An 18,675-nucleotide genomic window follows, 5' to 3' on the forward strand; every position below is an offset into this window, starting at 1 on the left:
TGCGGGGCCCGCCCGTCCGTTGAACGTTCGCAACGAGGCATCGCCATGGGGCTCCAACGCGCATTGCAGGGGCTGGCGTGGAGCGGGGCCGGGCTGCTGGTCGCCGCGTTCCTGATGGGCTACGCGGCGCCGTACCTCCCGCCGGCCCGCTTCTGGTGGACGGACCTGTTTGCCGTGCTGCTTCCCGCCCTCGCCGGGGCGGTCGGCCTGCTGGGCATCGGGCTGGTGGGCCAAGGGGCCTACTCGGGACGGTGGGGGCGCCTGGGGATCGGGGGGCACTGCTCCTGCTCGTCGCACTGCGGTTTGGAACGGTGCCAACGGGGGAGGCGTCGGGGCGCGACGCGGACGCGCTGCGGGTGATGACGTTCAACCTGTCCCCTGCATTCGCCCGCGGGCCGGACCGCGAGCGTACGCTGGCTGAGCTCGTCCAGCGGGAAGCGCCCGCCGTGCTGAGCGTCCAGGAGACGTGGATGAAAACACGGTCGGCGTCGGACGGCGGGGGGCTGTTTGTGTCCTGGCCGCTCCGGGTGCTCCTGGAAGACTCGGTCGGGTACGCCCTTCCACGGGCCCGCCCCCCTGAGACCACGATCTACCGGCCGGTGCTGGGACAGGTGCGATTGGACTCGATGCGTGTGCACCCGTTGCCCCCGTCCGGGGGATCCGACCCCCGTTCCCGCTACACGCGTACGTTTTTCACCTGGCAGGGGCGTCCCGCCGTGCTCTACAACGTCCACCTCCACACGGTGGGCACTCGCCCCTGGGACCTGCCGGGCACGGCCGCCTCGCTTGCGCGCTGGCGCACCTTCCTGCGAACGTACCGGGCGGGGGCGCTGCACCGTGCCGACCAGGCCCGCCGCATCCACCGGCACATCGAGCAGGAAACGCGCCCGGTGCTCGTAACGGGCGACTTCAACAGCACCCCACACCAGTGGGCCTACCGCCACCTACTGCAGGGCCTTAGGGCGGCGGGCGGGGGCGCCACCTTTCCGGCCGGGTGGCCCCTCGTACAGATCGACCATGTCCTGGTCGGGCCGGAGTGGCGTGTCGGCTCGGCCACCGTTCCGGGGCTGGAGGCCACGGACTTCGTGTCGGACCACCGTCCCGTCGTCGCCCGGGTCCGGTGGCGGGACGGCTACGAGGAGTAGGAGGAGCGGAGGGGCGATCTGCTGCCGGGGGCCATCTCCTCCTGCACGCTGGCGTGGCGGATGTCGACGCCCTCGATGAGAAAGACGACGCCCTTCGCGATGTTGGTCGAGTGGTCCGAGATCCGCTCGATGGCCTTGCTGGCGGTGATCAGGTGGGCGGCCACCTCGGCATGCTCGGGATTCTTCTGGATGTAGTCCACCAGCCCCCGAAAGTTTTCGTGGTGGAGGCGGTCCACCTCGTCGTCCAGATCGGGAATGCTGCGCGCCAGCTCTGCGTCCTGGTCCAGGAAGGCCTGCTTCGCCTCGTCGAGCATGCGGCGGGCCGCCTGGCTCATCTCGCGGATTTTGACCGCGTCCAGGACACCGGGGGCCTCGGTCACGTGCTCCGCGTTGCCGGCCAGGTTGCGGCAGTGGTCCCCAATCCGCTCCAGGTCGGTGTTGATCTTTTCGACCGTGAGCAGGGTGCGGAGGTCGGTGGCGACGGGCTGGTGGCGGGCCAGGATGCGCTGGCAGTACTCGTCGACTTCCAGCTCCAGGGCGTCGACCTCACGGTCACGGTCCATGATGCGCTCGGCCTGGTCCACGTCGTGGGCGAGCAGGGCGTCGACGGCGTCGGTAAACTGCTCGGCCACGATGGTGGCCATGTCGAGCAGGCGGCTGCGGAGCTCCGTAAGTTCGCGGGCGAGGCGGTTCGGCATGAAGGTCCCGGTCGGGTCGTCGGATGATATTTGAGCACTGTCATACGACCGGGGCAGCGGAATGTGCCGTCGGGTCGTAGAAGCCCGGGCCCGGTCGTTCCCGACGGCGGCCCGAGTGGCAAGCGGCTCCGCCCGGCGGGCCGCTATCCCGCCGCGTGGGAATGGGCAGGGGGGCGACCGGTCGTGTCGGGGGCGGGCGGGGTGCCCTGCCGCCACAGGGTGCGCAGGACCGACAGGTACGTGTCGGCGACGGCGGGCCACCCGAACGTGTCCTCGGTGTGGTGGAGGGCCCGCTGTGCGGCGGCGTCCAAGGCCTCGGAGTCGTTGCGGTACGCCGCGATGGCGTCCACGAACGCGTCGGGGGACTGGGGGGCGACGAGATGGCCGTTCACGCCGTCGGCAATCACATCCTGGATGCCCTCGAGGCGGGCGGCGACGGCGGGGGTGCCGCACTGCCCGGCTTCGAGCAGCACGATCCCGAATCCCTCCATGTCGTCCTCGACGGGCACGTTGGGCATCACGAACAGGTCGGCCCCGCGGTAGAGGGCGCCCAGGGTGTCGTTCGGAATCCGGCCCAGGAGGCGGACGCGAGGAGCCAGGTCGTGCCGCGCGATGGCGGCCTCGATCGTGTCGAGCTCGGGGCCGTCGCCGGCGACCCAGTAGTGAACGTCGGCGGGGAGGCGGGGCATCACGGCGTCGACGAACCAGGCCGTGCCCTTACGCTCGACCTGTCGTCCCACGCTGCAGAGCAGGAGCCCGTCGGGTGGGGGGGAGGGGGGCGACGCCTCCACACTCGCGGCCAGGGCCCGGCGGGCCGTTGCCCGATCGGCGGGCGCCTCGAAGCGATCCGTGTCGATGCCGTTGGGCACGACGCGGAGCTGGGTGGGGGCGGCGCCGCGGTCGAGGCAGGCCTGGCGGGTGGCCCGGCTGACCGGGAGCACCGCGTCGAGGGCGCCGAACACCTTTGGGACGAACCACTGGTAGGGCGGGAATGGGGTCGTCACGTCCAGCCCGTGCACGATGGCGGCCGTCCGGACCCCGTGTCGGCGGAGCAGGCCCTGCAGGGGCACCGCGAGGCTGGCCGTCACCATCGAGGAGAAAAGAACGACGTCGACGGCGTTCTGCCGGGCGGCCCGGGCAATCTGCCAGCCGGCCCGGGCGAGAAACAGGGGCGTCTTCAGGTGCACCGTGCGCCAGGCGCTGCGCAGCAGCAGGGCGTCGTAGTCGAGCGCGTTCGCGTCGGCCCGGGCCTCCAGGGTCTCGTGGAGCTTCAGGGCAACGCGCTGCATGCCGCCCACGTTGGCCAGGGGGCGGCCTTCGGGCGGGAGCGAATGGGAGACGAAGAGAAGGCGCACGGGGGATGCCGACCGGTGGTGGGAAGACGCTACGCAGTTGCGCCCGTCGGGGCCGGGTCTTGCGGGGAGGGAGACGGAGGATGGGGGAGCACCTCGTCGTAGTACCGGCTCATGCGGTTCAGGACGGCGGGCCAGGTGAAGTCCTGGGCGCGCTTGCGGGCGGCGGTGCCCATGCGGTCGCGACGCCGCTCGTCGACGACGAGGGTGCGCACCGCCTCGGCAAACGCCTCGACGTGACCGGGGGAGCAGAGCCGGCCCGTGGTGCCGTCGTCCACGAGGTCGCGGCTGCCGGCCGCGTCGGCACAGACCGTCGGCAGGCCCGATGCCATCGCCTCCAGGGTCACGTTGCCGAACGTTTCGGTGTCGCTCGGAAACAGAAAGACGTCGGACGAGGCGTAGGCCTCTGCCAGGTCGGTGCCGTCGAGGAAGCCGGGAAAGGTGGCGTTCGGCAGGCGGGTTTCCAGCTCCTCCCGCGCCGGGCCGTCGCCCACGACCAAACTGTGGTGGGGGACGCCCTGGCGCTCCAGCCGATCGATGACGTCGGCGTACACGTCGAGCCCCTTCTCCCACACGAGCCGACTGACGAACGCGACGACCACCTCGTCGGTGCCGATGCCGTGGGCCCGGCGCCACGCGGCGGAGCGGCGGCTCGGGGCGAAGCGGTCGGTGTCCACCCCGCGGGGCCAGAGCCGAAGGTCGCTGTCGATGCCGTGTCCCCGAAGCACGTCCGCCATGGCGTGGGTGGGGACGTAGACCTGCCGGCACTGGTTGTAAAACGAGCGCAGGTAGCCCCAGACGGGCGCCTCCAGCAGGCCGAGGTGGTAGTACTTGAGGTAGGAGCTGAAGTGGGTGTGGTAGGACGTTACGACGGGCGTGTCGGTGTCCTGGGCGCGCTGGAGGGCATTGTGCCCCAGGAGGTCGGGCGTAGCGATGTGGTACAGCGTCGGGGCGAAGTCGTCCAGCGCCTGCCGAACGGAGGGCGTGAGGCCCAGGGACAGCCGGTATTCCGAGCGGCCGGGCACCGGCAGGGAGGGCACGGACGTGAGCGTGCCGGCGTGGTCCTCGATGGCCGGGTCGTCCACCGTGGGGGCGAAGACGCGTACCTCAGCGCCTTGTTGCTCCAGGTGCTCGACGAGGCGGTTGAGCGTGAGCGAGACCCCGTCGGCGATGTGGGTGTAGGCCCCGGCAAAGAGCGCGATGCGCCGGGTAGAGCGGCGGGAGGGACGATCGGCGCGCGAAGATTGCGGGTTGGGGGCGGGGCTCATGCAGGTGAGGGCACGGGCAAAGGGGCTACGCGAAACGGCGCCGGGGACGTGAACGCAACGCCCGCACGGCACTCGTAGTTGGGAAAGGATCTTCGAAATTACACAGCCGCCCTCAACCAGAAGAAAGTAACGCAGGCCGTCCTCCGGACGCCCTACACGAGGGACCGGCACCAAAAAGGCCCCAGGGAGCAGACGTCCCTGGGGCCTCTGGCGTTTTGGGATGTTGCCGCCGGGGAAACGCGGACTGCTGTTCCCGCGGCCGCCACACACTACTCGGTAGCGGTGGCCTCGTCGATCAGGTGAAGCACGTGGTCGGTGTGGGCGCGGGTCTCGGCGTTGACGCCGCGCTTGCGATCAATCATGCGCTCGATCTCCTGCAGGCTCTGGAGGGCCGCGCTCTGGGCCACGTTGTCGTACCGGGTGTTGCCTTCCTCGCCCACCACGGTCGCCAGGGACTCCACGTACGAGACCTGCAGGTTCTGGCGGAACGTGTTCACGTTGCCCTGCGCGTCGGCCGCAAAGACGGCGTCGGTGAGATCGCGCATGTACGCGGCCAGCGTGTACTCGTTGCCGTAGAGGCGCGTGTCGGTCATGCGCTCCAGCACGTTCGGGTGCAGGAGGTGGGCCAGCACATTTTCCTGAATGCCGAGCACGCGGGCGTGGACCTTCGGGTCCTCCGACGCGCCGAAGAAGTTAAACCCGCGTCGCTGCGGCTGCAGGTGGCGGTAGAGCTCGTTCGGAATGATCTCGAAGGCGTCCGGCGCGAACAGGTACTCGTTCAGGAGGTCGAGGGCCCGCTGCTGCTTCTCGAGGGGCACCGGGCGGTACGGCTCCGTGGCGCCCTCCTGCCCGATCAGCGCGCGGTCGACGTGAACGCCGCCCACGTAGCGGGAGGCGACGGCGGCCATCTGCGCGTGCTGGCCGGTCACGCTCAGGAAGGCATTCCGCAGCTCCTGGTACGACTGCCCGGGGTCCTCGTATTTCGTCAGGAGGTCGTCCATCAGGCCTTCAACGAGCTGCATGCGCCCCTCGGCGTAGTCGAGGGCCTCCTTCGACATGTCGCCGATCATCACGTCGGGATCGATGCCCTTGCCGGGGGCGCGCATGTCGTCCGCGTCGTTCCCGAAGGCAAGCGCCGGCTCCGTGGAGCGCGATAGGATGGCGTCGAGCTCCTGCTCAGAGGCATCGGGCGTGTAGCCGTACTCGACGGCCCACACGTCGTAGGGACCGGGGCGGGTCGTGTAGTACTGCCCCTGATCGGTGTCCGGCGGGGCCACGTTCACCGCGGGGTAGTCCATGACCGAGCCGACGAGCCCCTTCTCTCGGGTGACCGAGGCGTCGTGCACCTCGTCGGTCGGGTGGAGCTGGGACGCCTTCATGTTGTGCTGCAGGCCCAGGGTGTGCCCCACCTCGTGCAGGGCGAGATAGTGGAGCGCCTCCTCCATGAGCTGCGTCATCTCGCCGTTCAGGTCCGAGGGGCCGCTCTGCTCGGGGCTCGGGTCCGCGGCGGTGGGGGTTAGGGCGGCCTTGCCGAAGAGCGTGTTCATGTGCAGGAAGCCGGGCAGCGTGCAGGCGTGCTTGGGCAGGGTCTTCGGCCGCTCGCTGGCGGCCTGGAGCGGCAGCCCGGTCTCCTCGAAGAGCTTGTTCTGGTTGACCTGATTGGTCAAGAACGCGTACTCCAGCATCACGTCCGCGCCCATGATCTGGCCCGTGCGCGGGTTCACGAAGCTGGGGCCGTAGCCGCTAAAGGGCGGGTTGGGGGAGGAGGTCCAGCGCAGCACGTTGTAGCGGATGTCGCCCGCGTCCCAGGAGGCGGTGTCTGGCTGCACCTTGACCTCGATCGCGTTCTTGAAGCCGGCTTCGCGGAAGGCGGTGTTCCACTCCAGCACCGCGTCGCGGATGATCGGCCGGATGCGCTCGGGGGTCGTGTTCTCGATCCACCACGTGATCGGCTCCACCGGCTCGGAGAGCTCGGCGTCGGGGTTTTTCTTCTTCAGGTGCCAGCGGTTGATGAGGTCGTGGTAGGGCGTGGCGCTGGTGGAGGTCAGGTTGTCTTTCTGCTGGGTGAAGTACCCGACGCGCGGGTCCGCGAACCGGGGCTCGAAGTCGTTCTCCGGCACCTCAATGAGGCTGTGGCGCAGGGTGATCGTCACGTTGCGCGCGTCGGTCACCGCGTCGGAGCCCGGGTTGACGGGGCGCGGGTTTTCGAAGACGTAGTCGACGACCACGTCGGTGTTTTTCGGATAGTTGTGGACCCCCTCCACCTTCGACTTCTTTTGGCTCTGGCGGCCCAGCTTAAAGTCGGTGGGGGACCCTCCAGGGGTTGGAGACGGCTTGACCTGCGTGAGCGACTCGGTGAGAAACAGATCGTCGGCACTGATGAGGAGGCGGCCGGTCGAGTCGTTCTCGGCCACAATCTTCTCGACGTGGAGGACCGATGGGCTGACGTTGGCGTCCGAGGCGCGGCTGAGCGTGCTCTCGTCGTTGAAGTGGAAGTTGGTGTTCACCTCCACGAACTCAATCTGGTCGTAGTGGCGCCGGACCTTGAAGACGGTGTTGTCGCGGTAGGCCCCGCGGAAGGTGCCGGCCTCCAGCACCCCGTCGACGGTGTGGGTAAAGTAGATGTACTCCTGGCCGATCTGGCTGGGGGCGAGCGCCATCTGGAGCGAGCCGTCGGTCGTGTCGCGGTAGACGGTAAAGAGGCCGCCGAGCGAGTCGCTCTTGGCGATGGCCTTTTCAAAGTCGCTTTTTTCCTCGTCGGCGTTCTCGGCCTGCTGTTTCGCCGTCTGCGCCGAGGCGGACGAGTCCGTCATCTGCGCCGAGCTGCTACAGCCGACGATGAGGAGAAGCGTGAGGGGGAGGATCCAGAGGAGTGTGCGGGATCGCATGTCAAACGCAATTGCGTGGTGGAGAGAGTGAAGGGACGGAGGGCTCCGTCGCGGGGACCGGCCGTCGTCGCCCGGGACCCGTTTTAAGTGGGACGGAGAAGCAGGGCAACTGCTTCACGGAAGCGCTGCCGGGAGGTGAGGTTCCCACGGGTCGTGGGGCGGGTTTGCAGGAAACTGGCGACAATCACTCCCCAAGACGTGCCCGCGCTGCTGGTTGTTACAGGGGAAGGGGGTAACCCGGGAAGAGGCCACACTGCTATCGAAGAAACGGTCTGAAGCGGGTCTATGCAAAGATCCTTAGCACCCACCGGACAAGGTATGACAGAGTGACTGCGTACGCGAAGCTCACGAGCGTACCGATGATGACGTACTGAGACCTCTTATGTTGCCTTTCACCCGAAGACTCACCGAAGCTGTAGATGGACTTGGCCGCAATTAGAAAGCCAATCGCGCTCGGGGCATTGGCCAGAACAAACACGTAGATCAGCAACCGCTCGCAGTATCCGATGAGGCGTCCTCCCTCCTTGAGCCCAGAATTCTCATCCAGTTGGTCGGCGTAGGGCGAAACGATTCTGCCCACGACGAAGCCCCCAATCCATACCGTGACGACTGCCCCGGCGACGGAGACAAGAATGGAGAGAGGGATTTCATTCATCAAGAGTCGGAGTCTGGAGGGAGTGACAGAGGTGTTCGAAGCGGGTCACTGTGCGCTCGACTCGATTCCAATGTGCTCGCTTGAGGTGGCGATTGATCGCCTGCCGCGTGACCGGTTCGGGCGTCCACTGCGCGGCGATCTTCTCCTGGGTGATTTCGCGCTCTGTGCCGATTGTGCCGATCATTCCTGCAATGGCCCGGGCCTGGGCCTCGGTCCACTCGTGGAAAAAAAGGTCAACCAGCTCCCCAATGCATTCACTCGCTACGTGATGAGCCTCGGAAGCGTCGGTAGGGAGGGCACCGTCAAACCATCGCTCGCCGTTGAGGCTTGACAAGAGTCGCCCGGATCGACGGAAGGCCCGGCCGTCGCTTTCGTTTAAATCCTCCTCGGAGACGAAGTCAACCGTATCGACGACCAGCGCCATCCGCGATGGCAGGCCCTGGGCGTAGAGGAGCGTCCAGAAGTGGAGGAGACGGGCCAGTGCCGTCGCCGGGTTGCGGACATAGCACTGCCACCCGTCGCCGCCGGTAATGGCCAGCTCGTACGGAAGCTCCTCTGGAGCGGTCTGCTGAACTGTTTCGTACGTCGATCGGAGGCGATCGGGCAGTTGCCGACGTCGATCGGCGGGGAGATCCGACGATTCCACAATGTCACCCGTCGCCACAGCATGCAACTTGGAGAGCTCGACCACAGCCTGTTTTGCAAACCGTTTTTAGTTATTTTTTTGACATTAGAAACTGCTATCGGTTTACGTAGGATAGAGGAACATTTTTCGAAAGACAAGAGGCCCTATCCGTGGGGCGTTTTCGGGCTCAATGCACAAAGGGACTGGCTTCCCGGACAGATGGACGTAGACGCACTCAGAGCTTCAGTATTCAGGAACCGTCTCGAGTCGGCGGTGCAACGAACAGACACCTCTCGTTTCCCAACACTTTTACTGTTCCCACCTTCACCCTTCTACACGTCAAAGAGCTACAGCACGTCCCGGAGAAAGCGCCCGGTATGACTCTCGTCACAGGCCGCGACCTCCTCGGGCGTGCCGGTCGCGACCACGTTCCCGCCCGCGTCGCCGCCCTCCGGCCCGAGGTCGATCACGTGGTCGGCGTACTTCACCACGTCGAGGTTGTGCTCGATGATGAGGACCGAGTGGCTGTTCTCGACCAACTGTTCGAAGGCGCCGAGCAGCTTCCGGATGTCGTCGAAGTGGAGCCCGGTCGTCGGCTCGTCGAAGATGTAAAGCGTGCGGTCCGAGGCCCGGCCGCTGAGGTGGCTGGCGAGCTTGATGCGCTGGGCCTCCCCGCCGCTCAGCGTCGTCGACGGCTGGCCGAGCGTGAGGTAGCCGAGCCCAATGTCCTGCAGGACCTCTAGCTTGTTGATGATTGCCCGCTCGCCCTCGAAGAAGTCGGCGGCCTCATCGACGGTCATGTCCAGCACGTCGGCAATGTTTTTGCCGTTGTACGTGACGTTGAGCACCTCCTTCTTGTAGCGCTGGCCGTTGCAGGCTTCGCACTCCAGGTAGAGGTCGGCCAGGAACTGCATCTCCACCTTCACCACGCCCTGCCCCTCGCACTCCTCGCAGCGCCCGCCCTTCGTGTTGAAGCTGAAGGTGCCCCGGTCGTAGCCGTGCACCTGCGACTGCCGCGCCTGGGCGAAGAGCTTGCGGATGCCGTCGAACGCATTCGTGTAGGTGGCGGGGTTGGAACGGGGCGAGCGCCCGATGGACGACTGGTCGACCATCTCCACGGCGTCGACGTTTTCGTGGCCGCGGATCGTGTCGTGGGCCCCCACCTTGCCGTCCCCGCTGCCGCCCTTGAGCCGGTGCAGGCCCTCAAAGAGCGTCTGGTTCGTGAGGGTGGACTTGCCGGAGCCGGAGACGCCCGTGACGCACACGATCTGGCCGAGCGGGATCTCCACGTCGACGTGTTTGAGGTTGTGCTGCCGGGCGTTCTCGATCACGAGCGTGTCGTCCGGGTCGGCCGGGCGGCGCTCGTCGGGGACCGGCACCTCCTTCCGGCCGCTCAGGTACTGGCCGGTGAGCGAGTCTTCGGCCTCCAGAATCTCGTCGTAGGGGCCCTGAAAGACGACCTCGCCCCCGAAGGCCCCGGAGGCGGGCCCGAGGTCGACGAGCTGGTCCGCCGCCTCCATGGTGACCGGGTCGTGCTCCACCACGAGCACCGTATTGCCGAGGTCGCGCAGGCGCTGCAGGATGTCGATGAGGCGCTCGTTGTCGCGGGGGTGCAGGCCCACCGTCGGCTCGTCGAGCACGTAGAGGGAGCCCACGAGCGAGGACCCGAGCGAGGTGGACAGGTTGATGCGCTGCGTCTCCCCGCCGCTGAGGGTTTGTGCGAGGCGGTCGAGCGTGAGGTAGTCGAGCCCCACGTCCACGAGGTAGCGGCTCCGCTCGCGCAGCTCCTCCATCACGCGCCCGGCCACCTCCTGCTCGTAGTCGGTCAGCGCCAGGGCCTCGAAGTAGTCCCGGGCCGCCCGCGTCGTCATCGCGCAGATCTCGCCGATGTGCTTCTGCTCCACGGCGTCGCCGCCCACCTTCACGTACAGGGCGTCGTCGCACAGGCGGTGGCCGCTGCAGTCCGGGCACTCCGAGTAGCCGCGGAAGCGGGCGCGGAAGATGCGGTAGTGACGCTTGTACGAGTTCTCCTCCAGAAACTCGAAGAAGCCGTGCAGGCCGATGTAGTCGTCCTTCCCCTCCCACACGATCTCTTCCTCCCAGTCCGCCAGCTCGTGGTAGGGGCAGTCGATGTCGAGCCCCACGTCGGCGGCCACGGCAATCAGGTCCTTGAAGTGCTTGCCCCACTTGTCGCCCCGGAACGGCGCGAGGGCGCCGTCACGGATCGAGAGCTGCTTGTTCGGGACAATCAGGTCCTCGTCGAGCCCCGGCACGCGCCCGAAGCCCTGGCAGGTGGGGCAGGCGCCGACCGGGCTGTTGAAGCTAAAGAGCTGTGGCGTCGGCTCCTCGAAGCGCATCCCGTCGCGCTCGAAGTGCGCGCTGAACTCGAACAGGGGAATGGGGCCCTGATGCTGCGAGGCGTCCGGGTGGGCGGTCTCGTCGTAGCCGCCGCGGGGGGCGGGAATGACGGTGCAGTAGCCGTCGCCCTCGTCGAAGGCCTGCTCCACAGACTCGGCGATGCGGGAGCGGGTGTCCGCGTCGCCCGTCTTCACCTTGAGGCGGTCGATGAGGACGCGCAGCCGAGCGCGGCCGTAGTGGTTGACACTGCTGGGGGCCTCCTGGTTGAGGTCGAGAATCTCGGGCTCCTGTCCCTGTTCTGCCTGCCGCTCGGTGGGCAGCCGCAGGATGCGGTAGAAGCCCCGCTCCCGCAGGCTCGTGAGCTGGTCGCGCAGGGCCATGTCCGCGTGCTCCGGGATGGGGGCGCAGAGGTAGAACCGCGTGCCGTCGTCCAGCGCATCGTCGAGGCGGTCCGCCACGTCGTGCGGCGTGTCTCTGCTCACCGGCTCGCCGCTCACCGGCGAGTAGGTGGTGCCGATGCGGGCGAAGAGGAGGCGGAGGTGGTCGTAGATCTCCGTCTGCGTGGCGACCGTCGAGCGCGGGTTCTTGCCCGAGGTCTTCTGCTCGATGGCGATGGCCGGGGCGAGGCCCGTGATGAGGTCCGCCTCCGGCTTGTCCATCCGCTCTAGGAACTGGCGGGCGTAGGCGCTCAGGCTCTCCACGTAGCGGCGCTGGCCCTCCGCGTAGATCGTGTCGAAGCAGAGGCTCGACTTGCCGGAGCCGGACGGGCCGGTGAAGACGATGAGCTCGTTGCGCGGCAGGTCGAGGTCGATGTCCTTCAGGTTGTGCTGCCGCGCCCCGCGGATCACGATGTGGTCCTGCGCCGACTCGCGGGCGGTGACCGACGCGTTGGCGATGACGGGGTCCTGTGTGGGGAGGCGTTCGGTGGTGGGCATTGCGGGTGGGGCGTGTGGGCGTCTGTCGGGGAGGCCTGCGAGGCGAGATGCGGTCCAGTAGCGCGGTGCCTGGGGAGATTAGGGAACGGTTGAACGTAGTGGCAACGAAACTTGTATGCCACGCGGAAGCGATTGATGCCTGCTCGTCTGTCCAGAAATGATATCCGCGTAACCCATGTGCCCTTCACGTTACGGGCGGGAACGGCGGAAGGGGGGGAGCGTGGAGAATCCCTCACAACAAGTGCGTTCCTCACGCCCCCCCATGTCTAGCCCCCCTGCCATTCCGATGCGTACCCTCATCGGCCTCCTCGCGCTCGTTCTTTGCGCCTGTACCCCCGGGAACGGATCGGAGGCGCCCGAAGCCCGTTCGTCATCTCCAGACAAGGAGGTCGTCCTGGAGCGCGTCGAGTCGGAGGAGGAGACGTTTCAGGTCGTAGAAATGGTTGAGGACCTGGAGCACGCGTGGGCGGTCGACTGGCTCCCCGACGGGCGGATGCTCGTCACCGAGCGGCCCGGCCGCATGCTTCTCGTCGACGGCGACGGCCCCACCCAACTCGCCAACGTCCCGGAGGTGTGGGCCAAAAACCAGGGCGGTCTGCTCGACGTGCGCGTCGCACCGAACTACGAGGAGAGCGGCTGGATCTACTTTACGCACTCCCTGAAAGACGGCGACACGGGGGGGACGGTGCTGTCGCGGGCCCGCCTCGACGGCACCGCGCTGACCGACGTCGAAGAGCTGTACCGGCAGACGCCCTTCCTGGCGCCGGACTACCACTTCGGCTCCCGCATCGCGTTCCCCGGAGACGGCACGCTCGTCGTGACGATGGGCGAGCGGGGGCAGCGCCGCGAGCGCACCGTCGACATCCCCACGCCGACCACGTCGGTGGGCACGACGGTCCGCCTCAACATGGACGGGTCGGTGCCCGCCGACAACCCGTTCGTGGGGAGCGACGAGGGCCTCGACGAGGTCTACGCCTACGGCCACCGCAACCAGCAGGGAATGGCGATCCACCCTGAGACGGGCGCGATCTGGCAGCACGAGCACGGGCCGCACGGCGGGGATGAGCTCAACCTCGTGGAGGCCGGCAACAACTACGGGTGGCCGGCGGTCTCGTACGGCGACAGCTATACCGACCAGTCGCCCATCGGGGGCACGACGGCGCCCGGCGTGACCGACCCGGTCGAGTACTGGGACCCCTCGCCGGCCCTCTCGGGCATGGCGTTCTACACGGGCGACACGTTCCCGAACTGGCAGGGCGACCTCTTCATGGGGGCGCTCGCCCACCAGAAGGCGATGCGCGTGGAGCTCGACGGCGAGGACGTGTCGGACCAGGAGGAACTGCTGCGCGCCGAGCTGGGGCGCATCCGGGACGTGGCGACGGGGCCGGACGGATCCCTCTATCTCCTCACCGATGCGCCGGAGGGGGCGCTCTACCGGCTGGAGCCGGCGGAGTAGCGAGCGACCGTCCGGGCCGACGTGACGGTTCCGTTCGGGCCGTGGGGCGGGCGTCCGTGCTCATCGGGTCCGCGAATCGGGGCGCAGCGCCCGCAGTAGCACGCCGCCGACAAGGACGCAGCCGACCCCGATGGGAGCCCAGAGGAGAAGCGGCATCCAGGTGGTTGACGGGCCAACCACCACGGCCGCGACGGTGGCGGCGGAGAGGGACAGCATGCAGGCGGCGCCCGCCACGGCCCAGAGCGTGGCCCACACGTAGCCCCACGGGGGTTGTTGCCAGAGCCACGATGCCGCCAACAACCCCACCGGTACCACCATCGTCAGGTGGAGGGCCGCAACCAGGTGGGCCCGCGGCCCCATCGCGTCGAGCAGCGCGGGCCCCTGGCCGGTGGCGACATGCCGGAGCGAGAAGGCCCCGTAGAGTCCCCCCAGTGTCACGGCCACCCCCGCCAGAAAGCCGCCGATCCATCGAACGGGAAGGCCCGGCTGCACCTGTCTGTGCAGGGCCGTTGCGTCGATCGACAGGAGGCCGAACACCAGCGCCATGCCGGAAAGCGCAACCAGGGCGGCGTAGACGAGAAACAGGCTGTTGAACGCGGCCCCGAAGAGGTAGAACGCGGCGTTGTGGAGCGAGTACGCCAGCATTCCCATCCACACGAGAACGGCCCGTCGGGACCCGCCCCACGCCCCCAGCAGGGCGATTCCCAGCAGCGGGGCGGCCACGCCGAGCGTCACCAGGTCGCTCCCGTACCAGCGTGCCGCGACCAGCGCGTTGTCCCGGTACAGGTCGTAGGCAAACAGGCCGGCCCCCGACGACAGCGCCATCAGGAGGACAACGGCCACCGAGAGGCGGGCGGCCGTTCGGCGGGGGGCGGGGGTCATGTCCGCTGTGGGGTAGTGAAACAGAACAGCGCCGCACGTCCCCGCAGACCGGGCGCCACGTCTCGGGTGCTCGGCGCGGCCCTTCCGGCAGGGCCCTGTGTCTGATCGTCACGAGGCGCGCACGACGAGGGCGGCGTTGCCGGAAACGGCTCACCGGCGTCCCGCTCCATTGGTCCGCACCACGTCGTTGCGGATCGGAAACCGGCCGTCGAAGGTGATCGGGCGCGGGTCGGCATCCAGGAGGGCGGACGTGCCCACCGTGTCTTGGGCGCTGATGTGGAGGTGCGGTTCCCAGCTGTTGCCGCTGTTGCCCACCCGCCCGAGGCGGGTGTCGGGGGAGACGGAATCGCCCGGTTCCACCCGCACGCTCCCCTGCTTCAGGTGGGCGAGGAGCACGTACGCCTCCGGCGCGCAGCGGAGCAGTACGTGGTTTCCGGCCTTGCGGGCCGTATCGCGGGCCGGCGGGGAACGGTCGGGGAGGGAGCCCGCCGTCGTCTCGACGACCCCGTCGCACGGGGCGTATACCGGCGCCCCGAAGACGGCGTAGCGCGCGAGAGCCGTCGGGTAGAGTCCGCTCGCGCGGTTGCCCGACGGGTAGAGCTGGACGAGATCGAGTCCCCACCGCTGCCCGCGCCACGTCTGCAGCTCGGGGGCGTCCACCTTGAGGTGCGGGTTTGTGATGGACCGGCTGCCGCCACTCGCCACGTAGACGGGCCCGTCACGCAATGGAACGGTCAGGTTCACCGGCGGGGCGGGGATTTCGCGTGCCTGGCTCCGCTGGCGCAGCCCGACGACGCTGAGGAGGAGCAGAACTGCCGCGAGCCCCGGCCCGGCCCACTGCCAACCTCTCGGCCGCGTCCAGAATACCTGGTGCCGCATGCGCCAGCCCCCGTAGCCGGCCCCCACGGCGAAGAGCCCGAGGAGCACATACCGGCCGTGGGTGGAGAGCATGTACCAGCTCCCGAGATGATACGTGAGCCCCACGTACCCGCCCACCGCTGCGGCCTTCAGGCCCCACAGGAGACGGCAGGGACTGCGGCGCGTGAGCCAGACGAGCGCGGCCCCGGGCAGAACGAGAAGGGAGAGGAGGGCGGAGGCAATCAGAAGTGTCATATCGGAACGGGAGCTCTCATGGACGGCGCATCCGGGCTGGTTTGGGCCTTGTGCCCGACGTCGATTCCCGCGTCGGGCTTTTCCCCGCACAAGTGTCGTCATGGGCCCTACGGATATACAAGGGCCATGCGGACGCAGAACCCTTTTGCTACATACGAAATTAAAGACACACATTTGCCTCCCCAAGTCTTCCCGGCCCCATGGAGCCCCTGGACCCCGACGCTGTCGTCTCGCTCGACCCCGAGCAGTCGTTTTGGGAACGCTTCTACATGGTTGCGCCCCTAATCGTGGTGGGCACCCAGAACGAGGACGAGTCCTACAACCTGGCCCCCAAGCACATGGCCGCGCCCATGGGGTGGGACGACTACTTTGGGTTCGTCTGCACGCCGCGCCACAAGACGTACCGCAACGCCGTGCGCACCGGCGTGTTTACAGTCAGTTACCCGAAGCCGTCGCAGGTGGTGTTGGCGAGCCTGTCGGCCTCGCCCCGTGTGGGGGCGCCGGAGGGGCCGCGGCGCAAGCCGGCCCTTAACCAGTTGCCCATGCGGGCGGCGGCGGCGGTGGACGGGGTGTTTCTCGACGATGCGTACCTGCTCCTAGAGTGCACGATGGAGCGGCACGTGGACAATCTGGGGGAGAACAGCCTGCTCATCGGGGCGGTGGAGGCGGTGCACGTGGAGAAAGAGGCGCTCCGCGTCTCCGGGAAGGAGGACGACGCCGTCATCCGCGACAATCCCCTTCTCGCGTACCTGCCGCCCGACCGCTACGCGGCCATCGACGAGACCAACGCCTTTCCCTTCCCCGCTGGCTTTGAGAAATAGGCGGGCATGCACCTCCGTCCTTCGGCGGCGCAATCCAATTCGCCCATGGAATCTGTTTCTGAGTCCGAACTGGCCCACGCGCTCCGCCGCTACCTCGCGGGGCACCGCGAGCACATGCTGGCGGTGCTGGAGGCCCTGGTGCGGGCCGAGTCGCCCACCGACGTTCCGGAGGCCCAAGCGGAGGCGCAGGGCATGTTGGCCCGTCTTCTGCGGACGCTGGGCTTTCGCGTGCGGTCCCTGCCCGCGGCCGAGGAGGAGCGCGGCCACCTCTACGCCCGCCCCAAAGACCGACCGCGGGGCCGGCCCGTCCAGCTCCTCGTGGGCCACAGCGACACCGTGTGGGCCCGGGGCACCCTCGACGAGATACCGTTCGAAGTGGACGACAACGAGGTGCGGGGCCCGGGCGTCTTCGACATGAAGGCCGGGCTGGCGCAGATGCTGTTTGCCCTGGCGGCCCTGCGGGCCGCATCCGTGGAGCCGACGGTCGTGCCGGTCGTGTTCGTCAACTCCGACGAAGAGCAGGGCAGCCCCACGTCGCAGCGTCATCTGCGTCGGCTCGCCCGCTGTGCGTGCCGGGCGTTCGTGCTGGAGCCGGCCCTCGGGCTTGACGGCAAGATCAAGACGGCCCGGAAGGGGGCCGGGCGGTTTACGATTCGGATTCAGGGAGAGAGCGCCCACGCGGGGCTCGATCCGGAGAGCGGGTCGAGCGCCATCCTGGAGCTCTCGCGCACCGTGCAGGCCCTCCACGCCCTCAACGACCTGGAGGCCGGCGTGTCCGTGAACGTGGGCACCATTGGGGGCGGCACGCACCCCAACGTGGTGGCCGACGCCGGGTCCGCCGAGGTGGACGTGCGCGTCGCGACCCGCGAGCAGGCCGAGGAGGTGGCGGCGGCCATCCGGGGCCTGGAGACGACCACGCCCGGCACATCGCTCACGATCGAAGGGGGCATCGGGCGCCCGCCGATGGAGCCGACCCCCGCGGCTCGGAGGCTGTGGGCGCGGGCACGCCACGCCGGCTCCCTGCTCGGCCTTGAGCTGGAAGAAGGCCGCTCCGGCGGCGTCTCGGACGGCAACATCATCAGCCAGTACGCCCCCACACTCGACGGCCTGGGAGCGGTCGGAGACGGCGCCCACGCCCGCCACGAGTTCTGCTACGTGGACCGAATGGTGGAACGCAGTGCCCTGCTGGCCCTGCTGCTCGCCCAGCCGCCCCTGCCGACGACGCCGGACGATGCGGCCCCCACGGCCGAGACGCTCGGCGCGCCCGCCTCCACGCAGGCGCCCTGACCTCGGACGGCCCGCGCTGTTCTCGCCCACTCGACTCGCCCCCAATCCCATGATGTCCCCCATCTTCGACCGGTGCATTTTTGGTTCCCTCGCCCGCATCACGGACCTCAGCGCCCGGCCCTTCGAGATCGAGCCCCGCGTCCCCTCGGAGTGGGACACCGGGGATTACGTCGTGGGCATCGTCACCGACACGTCGGGCTATCGGGCAATCGAGCTGCCCAGCGGCCGAAACATGGAGGTGGCCGAGGGCGACGCCGTCGTGGGGGCCTTCGGGACGCGACACGCGACGTTGGAGATGACGGGCTCGTGGCGTGAGATTGGCGACGATCAGCTCATGCACGCCCTCACCCGAGCCGGGCTCTTCGGGCACGTCGAGTCGCGGTCGACCCTGGTGCAGCCGCCCCTCGAACTCCGGTACCACGGACACGTCTGCCGGGACGCCACCAAGGTGACAATGGCGGGGGCGGTGCCGCCCGTCGACGAGCAGCCCTACACCACGCCCACGATCCTCTTCGCCGGTACGTCGATGTCCGCCGGCAAGACCACCGCTGCCCGCATCGTGACCCGCCGGCTGAAGCGGATGGGGCTGGACGTGCTCGGGGCCAAGGTGAGCGGGGCCGGGCGCTACCGCGACGTGCTCTCCATTCAGGACGCCGGGGCCGACTGGGGACTCGACTTCGTGGACGCGGGGCTGCCGTCCACCGTCATCCCGGAAGAGGAGTACCGAACCGCCGTGCGCCAACTGCTGGCCCGCATGGCCCAGCCGCCGGCCGACGTGGCCGTGGTGGAGATTGGGGCGTCCCCCCTGGAGCCGTACAACGGGGCCATCGCCGTTGAGGAGCTGCAGGAGGCCCTGGCCATGACGGTTCTCTGCGCGTCGGACCCCTACGCCGTCCTCGGCCTGGAGACCGCCTTCGACATGCTGGCGCCCGATCTCGTAACGGGCATCGCCACCAATACGGCCGGCGGCATCGACCTGCTCACCCAGCTTACCGACCTGCCGGCCTTCAACATCCGCGACAACGACACCCACGACCGCCTCGACGCCCTACTGCGCGACCGGCTCGGCCTTGCCGAAGAGGTGAGTACGGGCTGACGACCGAGGTCATTCGGCTCCAGAGACGGACGCGGGGCGCAAGTCGTCGAACGCCGTCAACGGACACGCAGGAGGCTCCCCGTGGACGGCAACGAG

At 68.3% G+C, this 18,675-nt stretch carries 15 protein-coding genes; 6 read left to right on the forward strand and 9 right to left on the reverse strand.

Going from position 1 to position 18,675, the window contains the following annotated elements:
- Positions 1–45: 45 nt before the first annotated feature.
- A complete protein-coding gene (locus tag SRU_RS02345) occupies positions 46–360 on the forward strand; it encodes a hypothetical protein (RefSeq protein WP_164923440.1) in 315 nt (104 codons plus the stop codon).
- Positions 312–1,145: an endonuclease/exonuclease/phosphatase family protein gene (locus SRU_RS02350; protein ID WP_164923441.1), complete on the forward strand. Its 834-nt coding sequence runs from the start codon at positions 312–314 to the stop codon at positions 1,143–1,145. The genes SRU_RS02345 and SRU_RS02350 overlap by 49 nt, the downstream gene beginning before the upstream one ends.
- Here the strand turns inward: SRU_RS02350 and phoU are convergent.
- The 7 genes from phoU to uvrA form a co-directional block, all read right to left on the reverse strand.
- Positions 1,133–1,843, reverse strand: coding sequence for a phosphate signaling complex protein PhoU (gene phoU, locus SRU_RS02355; protein WP_013060977.1), 711 nt, complete (start codon positions 1,841–1,843; stop codon positions 1,133–1,135). The genes SRU_RS02350 and phoU overlap by 13 nt on opposite strands.
- A 143-nt stretch (positions 1,844–1,986) precedes the next feature.
- On the reverse strand, positions 1,987–3,198 hold the full coding sequence (locus SRU_RS02360) for a glycosyltransferase family 4 protein (protein ID WP_237701855.1): 1,212 nt from the start codon (positions 3,196–3,198) through the stop codon (positions 1,987–1,989).
- A 29-nt stretch (positions 3,199–3,227) separates the two neighbouring features.
- On the reverse strand, positions 3,228–4,463 hold the full coding sequence (locus SRU_RS02365) for a glycosyltransferase family 4 protein (RefSeq protein ID WP_237701856.1): 1,236 nt from the start codon (positions 4,461–4,463) through the stop codon (positions 3,228–3,230).
- 269 nt (positions 4,464–4,732) lie between these two features.
- Positions 4,733–7,351: a zinc-dependent metalloprotease gene (locus SRU_RS02370; protein ID WP_011403224.1), complete on the reverse strand. Its 2,619-nt coding sequence runs from the start codon at positions 7,349–7,351 to the stop codon at positions 4,733–4,735.
- Between the two features lie 283 nt (positions 7,352–7,634).
- Positions 7,635–8,006 (reverse strand): hypothetical protein, encoded by a 372-nt coding sequence (locus SRU_RS02375; protein ID WP_112903019.1) that lies wholly within the window; start codon positions 8,004–8,006, stop codon positions 7,635–7,637.
- On the reverse strand, positions 7,999–8,652 hold the full coding sequence (locus tag SRU_RS02380) for a hypothetical protein (protein WP_164923442.1): 654 nt from the start codon (positions 8,650–8,652) through the stop codon (positions 7,999–8,001). Before SRU_RS02380 ends, SRU_RS02375 begins: the two co-directional genes overlap by 8 nt.
- A 326-nt stretch (positions 8,653–8,978) precedes the next feature.
- A complete protein-coding gene (uvrA, locus tag SRU_RS02385) occupies positions 8,979–11,924 on the reverse strand; it encodes an excinuclease ABC subunit UvrA (protein WP_011403227.1) in 2,946 nt (981 codons plus the stop codon).
- 262 nt (positions 11,925–12,186) lie between these two features.
- Between uvrA and SRU_RS02390 the strand changes: the two genes are divergently transcribed.
- Positions 12,187–13,380 (forward strand): PQQ-dependent sugar dehydrogenase, encoded by a 1,194-nt coding sequence (locus tag SRU_RS02390; protein WP_011403228.1) that lies wholly within the window; start codon positions 12,187–12,189, stop codon positions 13,378–13,380.
- Between the two features lie 60 nt (positions 13,381–13,440).
- Here SRU_RS02390 and SRU_RS02395 read toward each other — a convergent pair whose 3' ends face one another.
- Together SRU_RS02395 and SRU_RS02400 are read right to left on the reverse strand one after the other, a co-directional pair.
- Positions 13,441–14,262: a hypothetical protein gene (locus SRU_RS02395; RefSeq protein WP_112903023.1), complete on the reverse strand. Its 822-nt coding sequence runs from the start codon at positions 14,260–14,262 to the stop codon at positions 13,441–13,443.
- A gap of 150 nt (positions 14,263–14,412) precedes the next feature.
- Entirely contained in the window at positions 14,413–15,375 is a 963-nt protein-coding gene (locus tag SRU_RS02400) for a M23 family metallopeptidase (RefSeq protein ID WP_237701857.1), read from the reverse strand.
- 200 nt (positions 15,376–15,575) lie between these two features.
- Here SRU_RS02400 and SRU_RS02405 point away from each other — a divergent pair, with 200 nt between their 5' ends.
- The 3 genes from SRU_RS02405 to SRU_RS02415 are packed head-to-tail and all read left to right on the forward strand — an operon-like array spanning position 15,576 to position 18,579.
- On the forward strand, positions 15,576–16,196 hold the full coding sequence (locus SRU_RS02405) for a flavin reductase (protein WP_011403231.1): 621 nt from the start codon (positions 15,576–15,578) through the stop codon (positions 16,194–16,196).
- 45 nt (positions 16,197–16,241) lie between these two features.
- Complete coding sequence (locus SRU_RS02410) at positions 16,242–17,483, forward strand: M20 family metallopeptidase (protein WP_011403232.1); 1,242 nt, start codon at positions 16,242–16,244, stop codon at positions 17,481–17,483.
- A 49-nt stretch (positions 17,484–17,532) separates the two neighbouring features.
- Positions 17,533–18,579: a hypothetical protein gene (locus tag SRU_RS02415; RefSeq protein ID WP_011403233.1), complete on the forward strand. Its 1,047-nt coding sequence runs from the start codon at positions 17,533–17,535 to the stop codon at positions 18,577–18,579.
- The last annotated feature ends 96 nt before the right edge of the window (positions 18,580–18,675 follow it).

It is taken from the genome of Salinibacter ruber DSM 13855 (assembly GCF_000013045.1).
In the GTDB taxonomy this organism is placed as follows: domain Bacteria; phylum Bacteroidota; class Rhodothermia; order Rhodothermales; family Salinibacteraceae; genus Salinibacter; species Salinibacter ruber.

What these genes read in the sequence shown, in the direction of transcription:
- SRU_RS02345 (WP_164923440.1), top strand. Translation starts at nt 46, where the DNA reads ATGGGGCTCCAACGCGCATTGCAGGGGCTGGCGTGGAGCGGGGCCGGG.
- phoU (WP_013060977.1), bottom strand. Translation starts at nt 1,843, where the DNA reads ATGCCGAACCGCCTCGCCCGCGAACTTACGGAGCTCCGCAGCCGCCTG.
- SRU_RS02365 (WP_237701856.1), bottom strand. Translation starts at nt 4,463, where the DNA reads ATGAGCCCCGCCCCCAACCCGCAATCTTCGCGCGCCGATCGTCCCTCC.
- SRU_RS02370 (WP_011403224.1), bottom strand. Translation starts at nt 7,351, where the DNA reads ATGCGATCCCGCACACTCCTCTGGATCCTCCCCCTCACGCTTCTCCTC.
- SRU_RS02375 (WP_112903019.1), bottom strand. Translation starts at nt 8,006, where the DNA reads ATGAATGAAATCCCTCTCTCCATTCTTGTCTCCGTCGCCGGGGCAGTC.
- uvrA (WP_011403227.1), bottom strand. Translation starts at nt 11,924, where the DNA reads ATGCCCACCACCGAACGCCTCCCCACACAGGACCCCGTCATCGCCAAC.
- SRU_RS02390 (WP_011403228.1), top strand. Translation starts at nt 12,187, where the DNA reads ATGTCTAGCCCCCCTGCCATTCCGATGCGTACCCTCATCGGCCTCCTC.
- SRU_RS02395 (WP_112903023.1), bottom strand. Translation starts at nt 14,262, where the DNA reads ATGACCCCCGCCCCCCGCCGAACGGCCGCCCGCCTCTCGGTGGCCGTT.
- SRU_RS02400 (WP_237701857.1), bottom strand. Translation starts at nt 15,375, where the DNA reads ATGACACTTCTGATTGCCTCCGCCCTCCTCTCCCTTCTCGTTCTGCCC.
- SRU_RS02405 (WP_011403231.1), top strand. Translation starts at nt 15,576, where the DNA reads ATGGAGCCCCTGGACCCCGACGCTGTCGTCTCGCTCGACCCCGAGCAG.
- SRU_RS02410 (WP_011403232.1), top strand. Translation starts at nt 16,242, where the DNA reads ATGGAATCTGTTTCTGAGTCCGAACTGGCCCACGCGCTCCGCCGCTAC.
- SRU_RS02415 (WP_011403233.1), top strand. Translation starts at nt 17,533, where the DNA reads ATGATGTCCCCCATCTTCGACCGGTGCATTTTTGGTTCCCTCGCCCGC.